Genomic DNA, 14130 nt, shown 5'->3' on the forward strand with positions numbered 1-14130 from the left:
GACGACCGGCGACGACCGGCCTCCCAGACGCCGCCACCTAGAATCGCGGGGTGTCTTCCCGAGCGACCGACGTCCGACTGCCCCTCTGGCTGGCCCTCATCGTCGCGCTCGGCGCCGGCGCCGTCCTCGACGGCGGTTTCCCCGACGGTGACGTCTGGCCGTTGACGTTCGTCGGCATCGGCTTCGTCCTGTTGGCCCTCCGAGGCCGGTCGCTCGGTGGTTCCTTCCTGGTCGGCCTCGTGGCAGGCCTGTCCTTCTACCTGATCCACATCTCGTGGGCGACGCTCTTCCTCGGCGTCGTGCCCTGGGCCGCCCTGTCGACGCTCGAGGCTCTCTTCTTCGCCGCGGGGGCGATGCTCATCACCCTGGCGTACCGCTGGGTCCCGCGCATCTGGCCCGGCACCCTGGGCCGCACGGTCCTGCTGCCCGTCGTCGTCGGGGGGCTCTGGACGCTCCGTGAGTTCGTCGCCGGCACCTGGCCCTACGGCGGGTTCGCCTGGGGTCGGGTGGCGCTCAGCCAATCCGAGAGCCCGTTCGCCGGCCTCGTCGCCTGGCTCGGCATCTCGGGGCTGTCGTTCCTCATGGTGGCGATCGTCGCCGCGCTGATCCAGCTCGCCCTCCAGACGACCGTCCGGGGTTCGACCCGTGTGCTCGCGGGTGCCACGGTCGTGGTCGCCGCCCTCGCGGTGCCCGCCTGGCCGACGCACTCCTCCGGCACGGCCACCATCGCCGCCGTCCAGGGTGACGGCGACGCGGGCTACTTCGCCGACCGGCAGTACGGCGACCTGACCAACGCCCAGGTGCTCGCGATGAGCGACCTGCAGGCCCAGCTCGCGCAGTTGCCGGAAGACCAGCGCTCCCTCGACATGATCGTCTGGCCCGAGGGCGGCAGCGACCGCGATCCCACTCGCGACGCCACCGGCCGATACGTCTTCGATGCGATCTCCCGAGGCTACGACGCACCCCTCGTGTCGGGAGTCATCACCGAGAGCGACGACGGCGAGACCGTCTACAACTCGTCCCTCCTCTGGTCCGACGGAGGCGTGCGAGACCAGTACGACAAGAAGCACCCGGTCCCGTTCGGCGAGTACGTCCCCGCCCGTGATTTCTGGCGGCCCTTCGCCCCCGATCTCATCGACCTGATCGGCCGGGACTACACCCCGGGCACGCGTGACGAGGTCTTCGACCTGGGTGACTTCCGGGCGGGCATCTCGATCTGCTTCGACATCGTCGACGACCAGCTCATCACGAACATGATGGACGAGGGTGCGCAGGTCATCATCGGCCAGACGAACAACGCCGACTTCGGCACCCGTCCCGGCCAGACGGACGAGAACGAGCAGCAGCTCGCGATCGCCCGCCTGCGCGCCATCGAGACGGCCCGGCCCCTCGTCAACGTCTCGACCGTCGCTTCGACGCGGGCCATCGACGCCTCGGGCAGGACCACCGCCAGCATCCCCGACTACGAGCCCGGCACCATGGTGGCGGTGGTCGACCTCGGCACCGGGACGACGCCCGCCGTCGCGGCGAGTCGTGCGATCGAGCTGCTCGTGTCGTTCTTCGGTCTCGCGATGCTGCTGCTGTCCCGTCTGTTCATCGGTACCCGCCGGTCGGCTCGTCGTCGCCGGCTCGACGAGGCACCCGATCCGATCCTGCCGCGGTGGCGCGTCGTCGACTGACGTCTCGCGACGCCCCGGCACGAGAGAAGGCCCGACCACCATGCGGTGGTCGGGCCTTCTCGTCTTGGTGGTGCCGTGCGGGCCGTCAGGCGCCGATCTTGTGCTGACCCTTGCGGGCCCGCAGGAAATCGAGTCGTTCTTGGAGGAGCTCCTCGAGCTCGTCACGGCTGCGACGCTCGAGCAGCATGTCCCAGTGACTGCGGGGGACCTTCACGTCACCGGCGTCGATCTCGACCGGCTTGCCGTCGGCCGACAGCAGACGACCCTCTTGGCCACTCTTGGGGGACTGCCAGATGTCCGGGATCTCGGCGTCCGCAGCGAACACCATGTCGAACGTCTGACCGTCGGTCGTCTGGTAGACGGCCTTCTTGCGGGGCGAGAACTCCACGCCCTCTTCGCTCTGCAGGCTCTGGCTGCCGAGCCTCATTCCGCGCAAACTGCGATCTGCCATTGTGTGGTCTCCTCTCGCGTTGCAATCACCCGTTGTAACCCGTTCTGGACCCCCACCGTTCCGAGCCGTGCGATTTCACAGTCCCTTCACAGTGCCCGGGCAGCCTGCGACGACGGTCACGAAGCGCGCCGACGCACCTCGTCGAGGGCCAGGTCGGCACGGTCGGTGACGATCCCGTGGACGCCCAAGGTGAGCAGCCGGACCATGTCGACGGGCTCGTTGACGGTCCAGACATGCGTCTCGACACCCAGCTCAGCCCACTCGGCGACGCGTGCGGCAGTGACGACGCGCACCGGCCCCTTGCGCTCGGGGACCTGAACCGCCCGGCACCCGACGAGGGCGCGCCGCATCAGCGTCCGCCTGAGCCCGGGGAGGGGCACGAGGCCTGCCGCCATCGCCGCGACGATGCCCCGGGACGAGGCCGACGTCGCGACTCCCGGCAGGGCCCGGACCGCCCGGAGACGCCTGCGGTGGTCGAACGAGGTCACCAGGACGCGATCCGTCGCCCGGACCCGGGCGATCGCTCGGACGGCCGGCGCCACGGCCTCGTCGGACTTGAGGTCGACGTTGAACCGGGTCTCGGGGAAGGCGTCGAGCGCCTCGTCGAGGGTGGGGATCTCGTGCTCACCGTCGAGCCGGATCGCCTTCACGTCCGCGAGGTCGAGGTCGAGGAGGCGCTGCTCGCGTCCCGCGACCCGCCTCAGGTCGGGATCGTGGCTGATGACCGCGATGCCGTCGCGCGTGGCGTGCACGTCGGTCTCGACGTACGTCGTGCCGGCCGACACGGCGAGGGCGAACGCCAGCATGGTGTTCTCGGGAGCATCGACGGCGAGGCCCCGGTGCGCCAGCACCCGGGGGCCGGCCGGTGCGAACCAGCCGGCCGAGACCGGGGGAGCGGACGGCACTACGAGGTCGCCGGGGGAGCGGTCGGACCGGTGCCCGGGGCACCCGTCTCGGGAGCCGGACCGTCGGGGCCCGCGGCACCCGCGCCTCCGGACCCCGTGGTGGTGCCCGTCCCACCGGGCGTGGTCACCGTCGGGAAGCCGAGGTCGGGTTCGGCCTCGAGGTCGACGGTCGACGCGAGGTCGGGCGTGACGTCCATCTCGGAGACCTTGGGAGCCTCGGTCGGGGTCCACCCGGGTGCGTTCGGGTCGCGAGGCGCGAAGAAGCCCTGACCGATTCCCTTGAGGGCCTCGGTCAGCTCGCTGGGGATGATCCACATGGTGTTGGCCGAGCCGTCCGCGATCTTCGGCAGGGTCTGGAGGTACTGGTAGGCGAGCAGCTTCGGGTCGGGGTCGCCGGCGTGGATGGCGTTGAAGACGGTGGCGATGGCCTCGGCCTCGCCCTGTGCCCGGAGCACCTGCGCCTTGGCGTCACCCTCGGCCTTGAGGATCGACGACTGTCGCGACCCCTCGGCCTCGAGGATCTGCGACTGCTTGGTGCCCTCGGCGGTGAGGATGGCCGCGCGCCGGCTGCGCTCGGCACGCATCTGCTGCTCCATGGAGTCCTGGATCGACAAGGGCGGGTCGATGGCCTTCAGTTCGACACGTCCGACCCGGATGCCCCACTTGCCGGTCGCCTCGTCGAGCACGATGCGCAGCTGGCCGTTGATGTTGTCCCGGCTGGTGAGGGCCTGCTCGAGGTTGAGCCCACCGACCACGTTGCGCAGCGTGGTGGTCGTGAGCTGTTCGACGGCCCCGAGGTAGTTGGCGATCTCGTAGGTGGCCGCGCGCGCGTCGGTCACCTGGAAGTACACGACCGTGTCGATCGAGACGACCAGGTTGTCCTCGGTGATGACGGGCTGCGGGGGGAACGAGACGACCTGCTCGCGCATGTCGATCAGGGGCCGCACCCGGTCGATGAACGGCACGAGCAGGTTGAGCCCGGGGGAGAGGGTCTTGTGGTACCGCCCCAGTCGCTCGACCACGCCGGCACTCGCCTGCGGGATGATGCGGACCGAGCGGAACAGGATGACGAGGACGAGCACGACGACGATCGCGACGACCACGATGGTGACGACGGTGCCGGCACTGATGGTGTCCATGGCTTCAGGACCTCTCTGCGGGGGCGACGAACGCCGTCGACCCCTCGATGGCGGTCACGACGACCGGGGACCCGGTGTCGAGTGCGAGGTCGGCGCCCGCCGACGTCGCAAGGGAGGACAGCACCCGTGCCGTCCAGGTCTCGCCGTTCGACAGCTTCACCTGACCCGGGTCGGAGCCGATGGGCACGACGACCGTGCCGCGCAGCCCGAGCAGCGCCTCGACGTTGCTGGGGGTCGGATCGCCCCCGCGGCGGAGCGCCCGGAGCAGCGGCGGCCGCACCGTGAACAGCAGCAGGACGGCGAGGACGCCGGCGATGATCGCCTGCAGCCACCACGGGGCGCCGAAGAGTCCGGCGAGCAGACCGCCGACGCTGCCGATGGCCAGCATGAGGAAGGTGAACTCGAGCGTCGTCACCTCGACGATGACGAACACCAGGATGAGCGCGATCCACGCGACCCATGCGTAATCGTTCAGGACGTCCATGTCGACCTTCTCTCGTTCCCCTGTTATGGAAACTACCACCCACCACCGACGGTGACGAGGGGGATTGGTAGGGTCGAGTCCGGTCCACGGGCCGATCGATCCCCGCACAGTCTGGAGCACGCCTTGTCCAACCCCCTCGCCGCAGAGTCCCTCGCAGGAGCCCGAGTCCTGGTCACCGGGTCGTCCCGGGGGATCGGCGCCGACACCGTGCGCTACTTCGCCGAGGCCGGCGCCAAGGTCGTCGTGAACTACCGCAACAAGGAGAAGCGCGCGCTGCAGCTCGTCTCGAAGATCGAGGAGGCCGGCGGCGAGGCGATCGCCATCGGGGCCGACCTGACCGACGAGGCCAGCCTGGCGACGATGTTCGAGACCGTGCGCGAGGCCTGGGGCGGCCTCGACGTCCTCGTCATGAACGCCTCGGGCGGCATGGAGACGGGCATGGCCGAGGACTACGCGCTCAAGCTGAACCGCGACGCCCAGGTGGCGCTGTTGACCGCGGCCCTGCCGCTGCTCGCCCCGGGCTCGCGCGTCGTCTTCGTCACGAGCCACCAGGCCCACTTCATCCGCACGACCGAGACGATGCCCGAGTACCTTCCCGTCGCCCTGAGCAAGCGCGCCGGCGAAGACGCCCTGCGCGAGATGCTGCCGCAGCTCGAGAACGCGGGCGTCGAGTTCGTCGTGGTCTCGGGCGACATGATCGAGGGCACGATCACGGCGACCCTGCTCGAACGGTCGAATCCCGGGGCCATCTCCTCGCGGAAAGAGAGCGCGGGCAAGCTGTACAACGTCGCCGAGTTCGCCGCCGAGGTCGCATCGGCCGCCGTCGACCCCGTCCCGGCCGACCACACCCGACTGGTGGGCGACACCAGCGACTTCGCGCCGATCGTCTGAGCCGGGGCACTTCGTGACCGAGCGCATCGTCCGACCGACCTCGCGCCTCCTCGTCCTCGACGGGGACGACCGAGTGCTGCTGATGAAGACGGTGGCGCCCGACACCAGTCGGTCGGCGCGCTGGATCACCCCGGGTGGCGGTGTCGACCCGGGCGAGACCCATGTCGAGGCGGCCGTCCGCGAGCTGCACGAAGAGACCGGCCAGGTGGTCACCGAGGTCGGCGACGTCGTGCGCGTGGACGACTTCGAGGTGGCCTGGGACGACGCCGACCACACGCACGGTCACGCGGAGTTCTTCGTCGTCCGCCTGCCGCACTTCGAGGTCGTCGACGACGACTGGACCGACGACGAGCGAACAGACATCCTCGAGTCGCGCTGGTTCGGCCTCGACGAGCTGACGACCATCGACGAGCCGGTCGAGCCCGGCGACCTGGCCGACCTGCTGCGCGAGGTGCTGGACGGATCGTCCGGCGCCTAGGGGTCGGAGGGCGCCCGCACACCCCTTCCGGCATCGCGATCGATGACTGATAATGCACATTATGTCAAGTAACCGGGAATCGGGCGACGGAACCGCTCCCCGCTGACGCACACCGCGCCTCCTCGGAGTTGCCTGGTCGCATGACGACCGATGCGACCCACACACCGCCCGACGACGCGCACCGCCGACCCGACGGGCTCGACGACGACACCGTCGCGGCGCTCGGCGAACTCTCGGCCGCGCTCGAGATCGTCGAGCAGGCCCGAGGATTCCTCTACGGATTCCACCGACTGACCGGCAAGGCCGACCTGGCACTCGGCGACGCCGTCGAGTCGCTCCGTCGAGCCGGCCACGACGAGGTCGCGGACCTGCTCGATCGGGACCTCGTCGGTCGCAACGTCGTGGAGGGCCGCTGGACCTACCAGATCGTCGAGGACTACGACGACGGGTACTACGCCGCGTTCCGCGACCATGAGCAGAACATACGTGATTCTCTCGCGGGCGGCAAGAGGCATCTCTTCGAGGCCGAGATGAAGGAGGCGCGGCGCAGCCACGGACGGCGGCACCACGAGGCGCTCCCCCGCGAATCGACGACACCGGGCGCGGACGAGAACGACGCCGCGGCCGACCCCGTCGCCTGAGAAGATGGTCCGATGACTCCCCCGTCCATCGACCGGCCCCGCATCGAGGCCGCCGTGCTCGAACTGCTCGCCGCGATCGGTGAGGACGTCGACCGTCCTGGGCTCGAGTCCACCCCTCGACGCGTGGCCGACGCCTACGCCGAGTTCTTCTCCGGTCTGTCCGTCGACGCGGCCGATCTCGTCCGCCAGGCCACCGTCCCGGCCGAGGCCCATCAACTCGGCGAGGTCGTGATCGTCCGCGACATCTCGTTCCGGTCGGTGTGCGAGCACCATCTGTTGCCCTTCGTCGGCGTCGCGCACGTGGCCTACGTGCCGGGCGAGACGATCGTCGGGTTGGGCGCGCTCCCCCGGGTGGTCGACGCCGTGGCCTCGCGCCCCCAGCTCCAGGAGCGCCTCGGCGAGGAGATCGCCGAGGCCGTGCAGGCGGGCGCCCGGCCGGACGGCGTCCTCGTGGTGCTCGACGCCTCGCACGGGTGCGTCACGACCCGGGGCCCCCGCCAGACCGGCAGCACGACGGTGACGCTCGCGAGCCGGGGCGTCCTTTCCGAGGCGTCGGCGCGGGCCGAGGCGGTCGCCCTGATCGGCGCGCCTCGTGCGTGAGGCCGCGGCGCAGCCCGTCGATGCCGACTCCCCCGGGCTCGCCCTGCCCCCTCTGCTCGTGCCCCGACGGCGCATCGGGTCGCGGACCTTCGACTTCTCCCGCCAGGTCGCGGTGATGGCGATCGTGAACCGCACGCCCGACTCGTTCTTCGACCGGGGTGCGACCTTCGCCCTCGACCGCGCCGTGCAGGCCGCCGTGGACGCGGCCGCGGCGGGCGCCGACTGGGTCGACATCGGGGGCGTCCCCTTCGCGCCCGGGCCCGAGCTGTCCGCGTCCGACGAACTCGACCGGGTCCTGCCCGTGGTGGAAGCGCTCGCGAGTCGCTCGGACGTCGTGATCTCGGTCGACACCTTCCGCCCCGAGGTCGCCGAACGCGTCGTCGCCGCCGGGGCCCACGTCGTCAACGACACCACGGGGCTCCACGACCCTCGGTTGGCCGACGTGGTCGCCGACAGCGGCGCCACGCTGGTCGTCACCCACAGCCTGGCCGCACCCCGACGCCCGCATCCCCGGCCGCACTACGACGACGTCGTCGCCGAGGTCGTCGAGTTCCTCGCGCGGCGGGTCGACGTGGCCCGCGCCCACGGGGTGCCCGACGACCGACTCGTCGTCGACCCGGGGCACGACCTGAACAAGACGACCCGGCACTCGCTCGAACTCACCCGGCGCCTGTCCGAGGTGGCCGCCCTGGGCCACCCGACGCTCGCCGCGGTGTCCAACAAGGACTTCGTCGGCGAGTCGCTCGGTCGCGACAAACCCGACCGCCTGGCCGGCTCGCTCGCGGCGGCCACGATGAGCGTGCTGCAGGGCGCGCGCATCGTCCGGATGCACGACGTCCGGGCCAGCGTCGACGCCGTCCGCATGATCGAGGCGATCCTCGGCTGGCGCGACCCCGTCGTCGAGCGCCACAACGTCGCCGAGGACGTCTCGTGACCGCGACCGCCATCTCGCAACTGCATCCCGCTCCCCCGGCGGGCGGTGGTGCACTGACCGTCGACGACCTCGTCGATCTCCACCGGCCCCACGACCGGACGACGCCTCGCGTGCGGGCGAACTTCGTCGCGAGCGTCGACGGCTCGGCAACGGCCTCCGGACGGACCCGCGACCTGGGCGGCCCCGCCGACCTGCTCGTCTTCGACCTGTTGCGTCAGCTCTCCGACGTCGTCGTGGTCGGTGCGGGCACGGTCCGCGACGAGGGTTACGGCCCGATGCGGCTCGGCGACGAGGCTGTGGCCTGGCGGCGCGAGGCCGGCCTGCCCGATCATCCTGTCTTCGCCCTCGTCTCCGGGCGGCTCGGGCTCGACCCGACGACGGACGTGTTCGCCGATGCGCCCGTCCGGCCCCTCGTCCTCACCCACGACGAGGCACCTCGCGCGGCTCGGTCCCGCCTCGACGAGGTCGCCGACGTCGTGTCGTGCGGTCGCGACCGGGTCGACCCGCGCCTCCTCGTCCGGGCCCTGGTCGAGCGGGGACTGCCGCAGATCCACACCGAGGGCGGGCCGGCGTTGCTCGGCGACCTGGTCGCCGCCGACGTCGTCGACGAACTGTGCCTCACCGTCTCGCCGAACCTCGAGGGCGGGGCCGGGCCGCGCATCGTCGCGGCTCGTGAGGCCATGGCGCTGCGCGGCCTCGCCCTCGACCACGTCCTGCTGTCGGGCGACATGCTGCTGACGAAGTGGTCGCGACGACGCTGACCCCCGGCACCCCCACGACCCCGAGGTCAGGCGGCGACCCCCGAGGTCAGGAGGCGCGGTGTCCGCGTCCGATCACCTCGCCTTCTCGCCGAAGCCGCCCTCGATCAGCGTGATGAGGTCGTCCACGGCGGCCGCGGCGTCCGGGCCGGTCGCCATCACGGCCACCGTCGAACCGACGCCCACGTTCAACCCCATGATGCGCAACAGGCTCTTGGCGTCGACGCCGTTCACCGTGACGTCGGCCTGGAACCGCGACGCGTGGGTGACGAGGTCGGCGGCCGGGCGGGCGTGCAGCCCCGACGCGTTGACGAGCACGGCCGAACGCTCGACGGCGTCGCCACCGCGGAGGTCGCGCTCGTCGGCATGGGCGTCGGCGACGCCGGTGGCCGTCCGGGCCGCCGCCGCGACGGCCTCGAGGTCTCCCCCGGTCTCGGCGGAGACGGCCGCGGCCACCGTGCCTTCGACCAGAGGGGCGTCGGCGATGACCACGCGCTGCTTGTCGGCGTCGTCGAGGAAGTCGACGGCCGTCTCGCTCGTGAGGATGGCGGAGCCGAGGTCGCAGAGCACCACGGCTCCGCCGCCTCGCGATGCCTCGGCGAGGGCGGCGGAGATCTTGTCGAAGCTGGTGCCGACGGACCCGTCGTCGGTCCCTCCGGCAGCCACGAGGGTGGTCGTGGGGGCCATCTGGCGGGCCAGGTCGACCACGCCCTCGGCGATCTTGGCACTGTGCGAGACGACGACGATTCCGATGGTGGGCATGCTCAGGACTCCTTGCTCGAGCCGTCGGCGGCGTCGGCCGCCGCGGCGATGATGAGGGACGACGACTGCGCGCCGGGGTCACGGTGACCCACGGCACGCTCGCCGAGGTAGCTGGCTCGACCCTTGCGGGCGACGAGGGGTTCGGTCGACGCGGCACCGGTCGCCGCGGCGTCGGCTGCGGCGCGGAGGACGGCCGCGGGAGACGCTCCGTCCGCGGCGGCCGCGGCCGCCGCGTCGACGGCCGGGGTCCACGCGTCGATCATGGTCTTGTCGCCGACCTCCGCCTTGCCTCTCAGCACGACGCCGTCGCGGGCCGCCGTGAGGAAGGCGACCAGCGCCTCCGCGTCCAGCTCGGTGGCGTCGCCCAGCGCCGCCGACCCCTTGAGGTACGCCGTGCCGAGCAGGGGGCCCGAGGCGCCCCCCACCGTCGAGATGAGGGTCGTGGCAACGAGCTTGAGCGCGGCTCCGGGCGTCGCGTCGGCGGGGAGGTCGGCGAGCTTGGCCCGGACGGCGGTGAAGCCCCGCAACAGGTTCTCACCGTGGTCGCCGTCGCCGATCTGCCGGTCGAGCTCGCTGAGTGCCGTGTGCTCGGCGGCGACGACGTCGGCCGTCCGATCGATCCAGGCCCGGGTCCAGGTGGCGTCGAGTGTCATGCGGTGGTCGTTCCTCTCGTGGTGCGGTCATGCGGTGCTGCGCCCGCGGTCGGGGCTCCGGGGTCCGGGGTCCGGGGTCCGGGGTCCGGGGTCCGGGCGGACGTCTATCGGCCCCGGCGCAACGCCACGGTCTCGACCGGGGCGTCCCAGAGCTCGGTCAGCTCGTCGTCCAGGCGGGTCAGCGTGATCGACATGCCCTGCATCTCGAGCGACGTGACGTACGAGCCGACCAGGCTGCGGTAGACCTCGACGCCTCGCGCCTCGAGGGCCTCGGCCGCCCGGCGGTAGGCGATGTACAGCTCGACGAGAGGCGTGCCTCCCATGCCGTTCACGAAGAGCAGCACCCGCTCGCCGGAGGCGAGCCCCAGATCGTCGGTGACGGCGTCGAGCAGGCGGTCGACGATGGCGTCGACCGGCTCGAGGGGGATGCGCTCACGGCCGGGTTCACCGTGGATGCCGATCCCGATCTCGACCTCGTCGTCGGCCAGGGTGAAGCTCGGCTCACCGGCGTGCGGGACCGTGCCCGCCGAGAGCGCGACGCCCATCGACCGGGTCGCCGCGTTCGTCCGTCGGGCCACCTCGGCGACGGCGTCGAGGGAGTCGCCCCGCTCGGCGGCGGCCCCTGCGGTCTTCTCGACCACGACCGTTCCGGCGACTCCTCGACGGCCGGCGGTGTACAGCGAGTCCTTGACCGCGACGTCGTCGTCGACGAGCACCGTCCGGACCGTGATGCCCTCGGCCTCGGCGAGGTCGGCCGCCGTCTCGAAGTTGAGCACGTCGCCCGTGTAGTTCTTGACGATGTAGAGCACGCCTGCCCCGGCGTCCACGGCCTGCGTGGCGGCGACGATCGGATCGGGCGTGGGCGACGTGAAGACCGGGCCCGGCACCGCGGCCGACAGCATGCCGAGGCCGACGAACCCCGCGTGCAGGGGCTCGTGACCGCTGCCGCCACCGCTGACGAGTGCGACCTTGCCCGGCACGGGAGCCGCCGAACGGCGGACGAACGTCGGATCGTGGGAGACGACCACGAGGTCGGCGTGCGCAGCGCCGAAGCCGGCGACGGCCTCGTCGACGACGTCGGACGGATCGTTGATGAGCTTCTTCATCGAAGTCCCTTTCTCGGCGCCGGGGAGGGTGCTCGGGTGCACCAGGCTGCCGCTCAACCTACTCCCGGCACCCCCGGATGCACATATGTGCAAACACCTGATCTTTCCTTCTCGTCGCATGTGATCACAGCACTAAGGTGTTGACACACGCTCACCGCGGGTGCACTGTCGCCCCGCCGTACGACAAGGAAGGTCGACGTGAACCTGGGATTGATTTTTCTTTCAGAAACGGTGGGCACCGCATTGCTGCTCACCCTCGGTGGCGGAGTCGTCGCCAACGTCGCCCTCACGAAGACGAAGGGCTTCAACGGCGGCACGCTCATGGTCAACTTCGGCTGGGGCCTCGCGGTCTTCGTCGGCATCCTGGCCTCGTACTCGTCCGGGGCACACCTGAACCCGGCCGTCAGCATCGCGCAACTCATCCTCGGCAACATCACCTTCGCCGCGTTCCTGGTCTACGTCGCGGCGCAGATGGTCGGTGCCATCATCGGTGCGGTCGTCGTCTGGCTGGCCTACAAGCAGCACTTCGACGACGAGCCCGACCCCGCCACGAAGCTGGGCGTGTTCTCGACCGGCCCTGCGATCCGCAACTACGGCTGGAACCTCGTGACCGAGATCATCGGCACCTTCGTCCTGGTCTTCACGATCATCGCGATCACCAACGGTGCCTCCCCGAACGCCGCCAACCTCGGCCCGCTCGGCGGCCTGGCCGTCGCGCTGCTCGTGGTCGGCATCGGCGCCTCGCTCGGTGGCCCCACCGGCTACGCCATCAACCCCGCCCGTGACCTCGGACCCCGCATCGCCCACGCGTTCCTGCCCATCAAGGGCAAGGGCGGCAGCGACTGGTCCTACGCCTGGGTGCCGGTCGTCGGCCCTCTCGTCGGCGGTGCCCTCGCCGCACTGCTGTCCTTCCCGCTCCTCCCCCTCGCCGCCTGACCCGGCGACCCACTGATCGGTCGAGGCCGGCTCCCCCGGGCCGCCCGACGCCGATCGATCCACCCGCTCCCAGCAGAGGCTCGGGCCCGTCCGCTCGAATGGACCGACCCGAGCCTCCGTGCGAGCTGCATCCATCAACGACGAAGGAGTTCCACCCGTGAGCGACACCGACTACGTCCTGGCCATCGACCAGGGAACCACCAGCACCCGCGCCATCATCTTCGACCACTCGGGTTCGATCGTGGCCACCGGCCAGAAGGAGCACGAGCAGATCTTCCCCCGCGCCGGCTGGGTCGAGCACGACCCCGCCGAGATCTGGGAGAACACCCGCGAGGTCATCGGTCAGGCCCTCTCCCGCGCCGACATCACGCGCCACAACATCAAGGCCGTCGGCATCACCAACCAGCGCGAGACCGCCGTGGTCTGGGACAAGACCACCGGCAAGGCCGTGTACAACGCCATCGTCTGGCAGGACACCCGCACGCAACCCATCGTCGACCGCCTGGCCGCCGACGGAGGCGTCGAGCGCTTCAAGCCCATCGTCGGCCTGCCGCTCGCGACCTACTTCTCGGGCACGAAGGTCGTCTGGATCCTCGAGAACGTCGAGGGCGCCCGTGAGAAGGCCGAGGCCGGCGACCTGCTGTTCGGCACGACCGACACCTGGGTCCTCTGGAACCTCACCGGTGGCACCGACGGCGGCGTCCACGTCACCGACGTCACGAACGCCTCGCGCACCCTCTTCATGGACCTCGAGACGCTCGAGTGGCGCGACGACATCCTCGAGGCGTTCGACGTGCCGAGGTCGATGCTCCCCGAGATCAAGAGCTCGTCCGAGGTGTACGGCACGGTCGAGGCCTCGAGCCTGCTGCGCGAGGTGCCCATCGCCGGCATCCTCGGCGACCAGCAGGCCGCCACGTTCGGTCAGGCCGCGTTCGACCAGGGCGAGTCGAAGAACACATACGGCACCGGCAACTTCCTGATCTTCAACACGGGCGAAGAGATCGTCCACTCGAAGAACGGGCTGCTCACGACGCTCGGCTACAAGCTCGGCGACGCCGCACCGCACTACGCCCTCGAAGGGTCGATCGCCGTCACGGGCTCGCTGATCCAGTGGCTGCGCGACAACCTGGGCATGATCGGCTCGGCCCCCGAGGTAGAAGAGCTGGCCAAGACCGTCGAGGACAACGGCGGGGTCTACTTCGTGCCCGCGTTCTCGGGTCTGTTCGCGCCCTACTGGCGTTCGGACGCGCGAGGCGCCCTCGTGGGCCTCACCCGCTACGTCAACAAGGGCCACATCGCTCGTGCCGCCCTCGAGGCGACCGCGTTCCAGACCCGTGAGGTGCTCGACGCGGTCAACGCCGACTCGGGCGTCGACCTGACCGAGCTCAAGGTCGACGGTGGCATGACCGCCAACGACGCTCTCATGCAGTTCCAGGCCGACATCCTCGACGTCCCGGTCGTCCGCCCGGTGGTCGCCGAGACCACCGCGCTCGGCGCGGCCTACGCGGCCGGTCTCGCGGTCGGCTTCTGGGAGACCCTCGACGACCTCCGTGCCAACTGGCAGGAGGACAAGCGCTGGACCCCGAACATCGACGCCGACGAGCGTGACCGCACGCTGCGTCTCTGGAAGAAGGCCGTCACGAAGACCTTCGACTGGGTCGACGACGACGTCAACTGATCCCCCGCGCGAAGGGCCCGTCCGACCGGACGGGC

16 protein-coding genes are annotated in these 14130 nt (G+C 70.8%); 9 read left to right on the forward strand and 7 right to left on the reverse strand.

The features are described from left to right. Nucleotides 1-50: 50 nt before the first annotated feature. The gene (lnt, locus tag ASG28_RS05690; RefSeq protein WP_055972952.1) at nt 51-1679 is read left to right on the forward strand and encodes an apolipoprotein N-acyltransferase; all 1629 of its coding nucleotides are present in this window, start codon (nt 51-53) and stop codon (nt 1677-1679) included. Nucleotides 1680-1764: 85 nt separating this feature from the next. Here lnt and ASG28_RS05695 read toward each other — a convergent pair whose 3' ends face one another. From ASG28_RS05695 to ASG28_RS05710, 4 genes are all read right to left on the reverse strand, one after another. Next, complete coding sequence (locus ASG28_RS05695) at nt 1765-2130, reverse strand: RNA polymerase-binding protein RbpA (protein WP_043594952.1); 366 nt, start codon at nt 2128-2130, stop codon at nt 1765-1767. A 116-nt stretch (nt 2131-2246) separates the two neighbouring features. After that, the gene (locus ASG28_RS05700) at nt 2247-3035 is read right to left on the reverse strand and encodes a glycerophosphodiester phosphodiesterase family protein (RefSeq protein ID WP_055972956.1); all 789 of its coding nucleotides are present in this window, start codon (nt 3033-3035) and stop codon (nt 2247-2249) included. Then, nucleotides 3035-4174 (reverse strand): SPFH domain-containing protein, encoded by a 1140-nt coding sequence (locus tag ASG28_RS05705; RefSeq protein WP_082454409.1) that lies wholly within the window; start codon nt 4172-4174, stop codon nt 3035-3037. Before ASG28_RS05705 ends, ASG28_RS05700 begins: the two co-directional genes overlap by 1 nt. 4 nt (nt 4175-4178) lie before the next feature. Beyond that, nucleotides 4179-4658 (reverse strand): NfeD family protein, encoded by a 480-nt coding sequence (locus ASG28_RS05710; RefSeq protein WP_055972959.1) that lies wholly within the window; start codon nt 4656-4658, stop codon nt 4179-4181. A 123-nt stretch (nt 4659-4781) separates the two neighbouring features. Here ASG28_RS05710 and ASG28_RS05715 point away from each other — a divergent pair, with 123 nt between their 5' ends. The 6 genes from ASG28_RS05715 to ASG28_RS05740 all read left to right on the forward strand — a co-directional run bounded on the left by ASG28_RS05715 (nt 4782) and on the right by ASG28_RS05740 (nt 8963). After that, complete coding sequence (locus tag ASG28_RS05715) at nt 4782-5549, forward strand: SDR family oxidoreductase (RefSeq protein WP_055972962.1); 768 nt, start codon at nt 4782-4784, stop codon at nt 5547-5549. A 13-nt stretch (nt 5550-5562) separates the two neighbouring features. After that, a complete protein-coding gene (locus tag ASG28_RS05720) occupies nt 5563-6027 on the forward strand; it encodes an NUDIX hydrolase (protein ID WP_055972967.1) in 465 nt (154 codons plus the stop codon). A 140-nt stretch (nt 6028-6167) separates the two neighbouring features. Then, on the forward strand, nt 6168-6668 hold the full coding sequence (locus ASG28_RS05725; protein WP_055972970.1) for a hypothetical protein: 501 nt from the start codon (nt 6168-6170) through the stop codon (nt 6666-6668). Between the two features lie 12 nt (nt 6669-6680). Then, entirely contained in the window at nt 6681-7268 is a 588-nt protein-coding gene (folE, locus tag ASG28_RS05730; RefSeq protein ID WP_055972973.1) for a GTP cyclohydrolase I FolE, read from the forward strand. Next, nucleotides 7261-8202 (forward strand): dihydropteroate synthase, encoded by a 942-nt coding sequence (gene folP / locus ASG28_RS05735; protein ID WP_055972976.1) that lies wholly within the window; start codon nt 7261-7263, stop codon nt 8200-8202. The genes folE and folP overlap by 8 nt, the downstream gene beginning before the upstream one ends. Further along, on the forward strand, nt 8199-8963 hold the full coding sequence (locus ASG28_RS05740; protein ID WP_082454411.1) for a pyrimidine reductase family protein: 765 nt from the start codon (nt 8199-8201) through the stop codon (nt 8961-8963). The genes folP and ASG28_RS05740 overlap by 4 nt, the downstream gene beginning before the upstream one ends. A 72-nt stretch (nt 8964-9035) precedes the next feature. Here ASG28_RS05740 and dhaM read toward each other — a convergent pair whose 3' ends face one another. The 3 genes from dhaM to dhaK all read right to left on the reverse strand — a co-directional run bounded on the left by dhaM (nt 9036) and on the right by dhaK (nt 11481). Beyond that, complete coding sequence (dhaM, locus tag ASG28_RS05745) at nt 9036-9722, reverse strand: dihydroxyacetone kinase phosphoryl donor subunit DhaM (protein WP_055972979.1); 687 nt, start codon at nt 9720-9722, stop codon at nt 9036-9038. Nucleotides 9723-9724: 2 nt separating this feature from the next. After that, nucleotides 9725-10375 carry a dihydroxyacetone kinase subunit DhaL gene (gene dhaL, locus ASG28_RS05750; protein ID WP_055972983.1) on the reverse strand — a complete coding sequence of 217 codons (651 nt, stop codon included), beginning with the start codon at nt 10373-10375 and terminating at the stop codon, nt 9725-9727. Between the two features lie 104 nt (nt 10376-10479). After that, nucleotides 10480-11481 carry a dihydroxyacetone kinase subunit DhaK gene (dhaK, locus tag ASG28_RS05755; RefSeq protein WP_055972986.1) on the reverse strand — a complete coding sequence of 334 codons (1002 nt, stop codon included), beginning with the start codon at nt 11479-11481 and terminating at the stop codon, nt 10480-10482. A 198-nt stretch (nt 11482-11679) separates the two neighbouring features. On the opposite strand from dhaK, the gene ASG28_RS05760 reads away from it, so the two are divergent. After that, nucleotides 11680-12417, forward strand: a complete 738-nt coding sequence (locus ASG28_RS05760) for an MIP/aquaporin family protein (protein WP_082383341.1) — start codon at nt 11680-11682, stop codon at nt 12415-12417. Nucleotides 12418-12574: 157 nt separating this feature from the next. Next, a complete protein-coding gene (gene glpK / locus ASG28_RS05765) occupies nt 12575-14095 on the forward strand; it encodes a glycerol kinase GlpK (protein ID WP_043594942.1) in 1521 nt (506 codons plus the stop codon). Nucleotides 14096-14130 lie beyond the last annotated feature (35 nt).

The sequence above is a fragment of the Frigoribacterium sp. Leaf415 genome (assembly GCF_001424645.1).
In the GTDB taxonomy this organism is placed as follows: Bacteria; Actinomycetota; Actinomycetes; order Actinomycetales; family Microbacteriaceae; genus Frigoribacterium.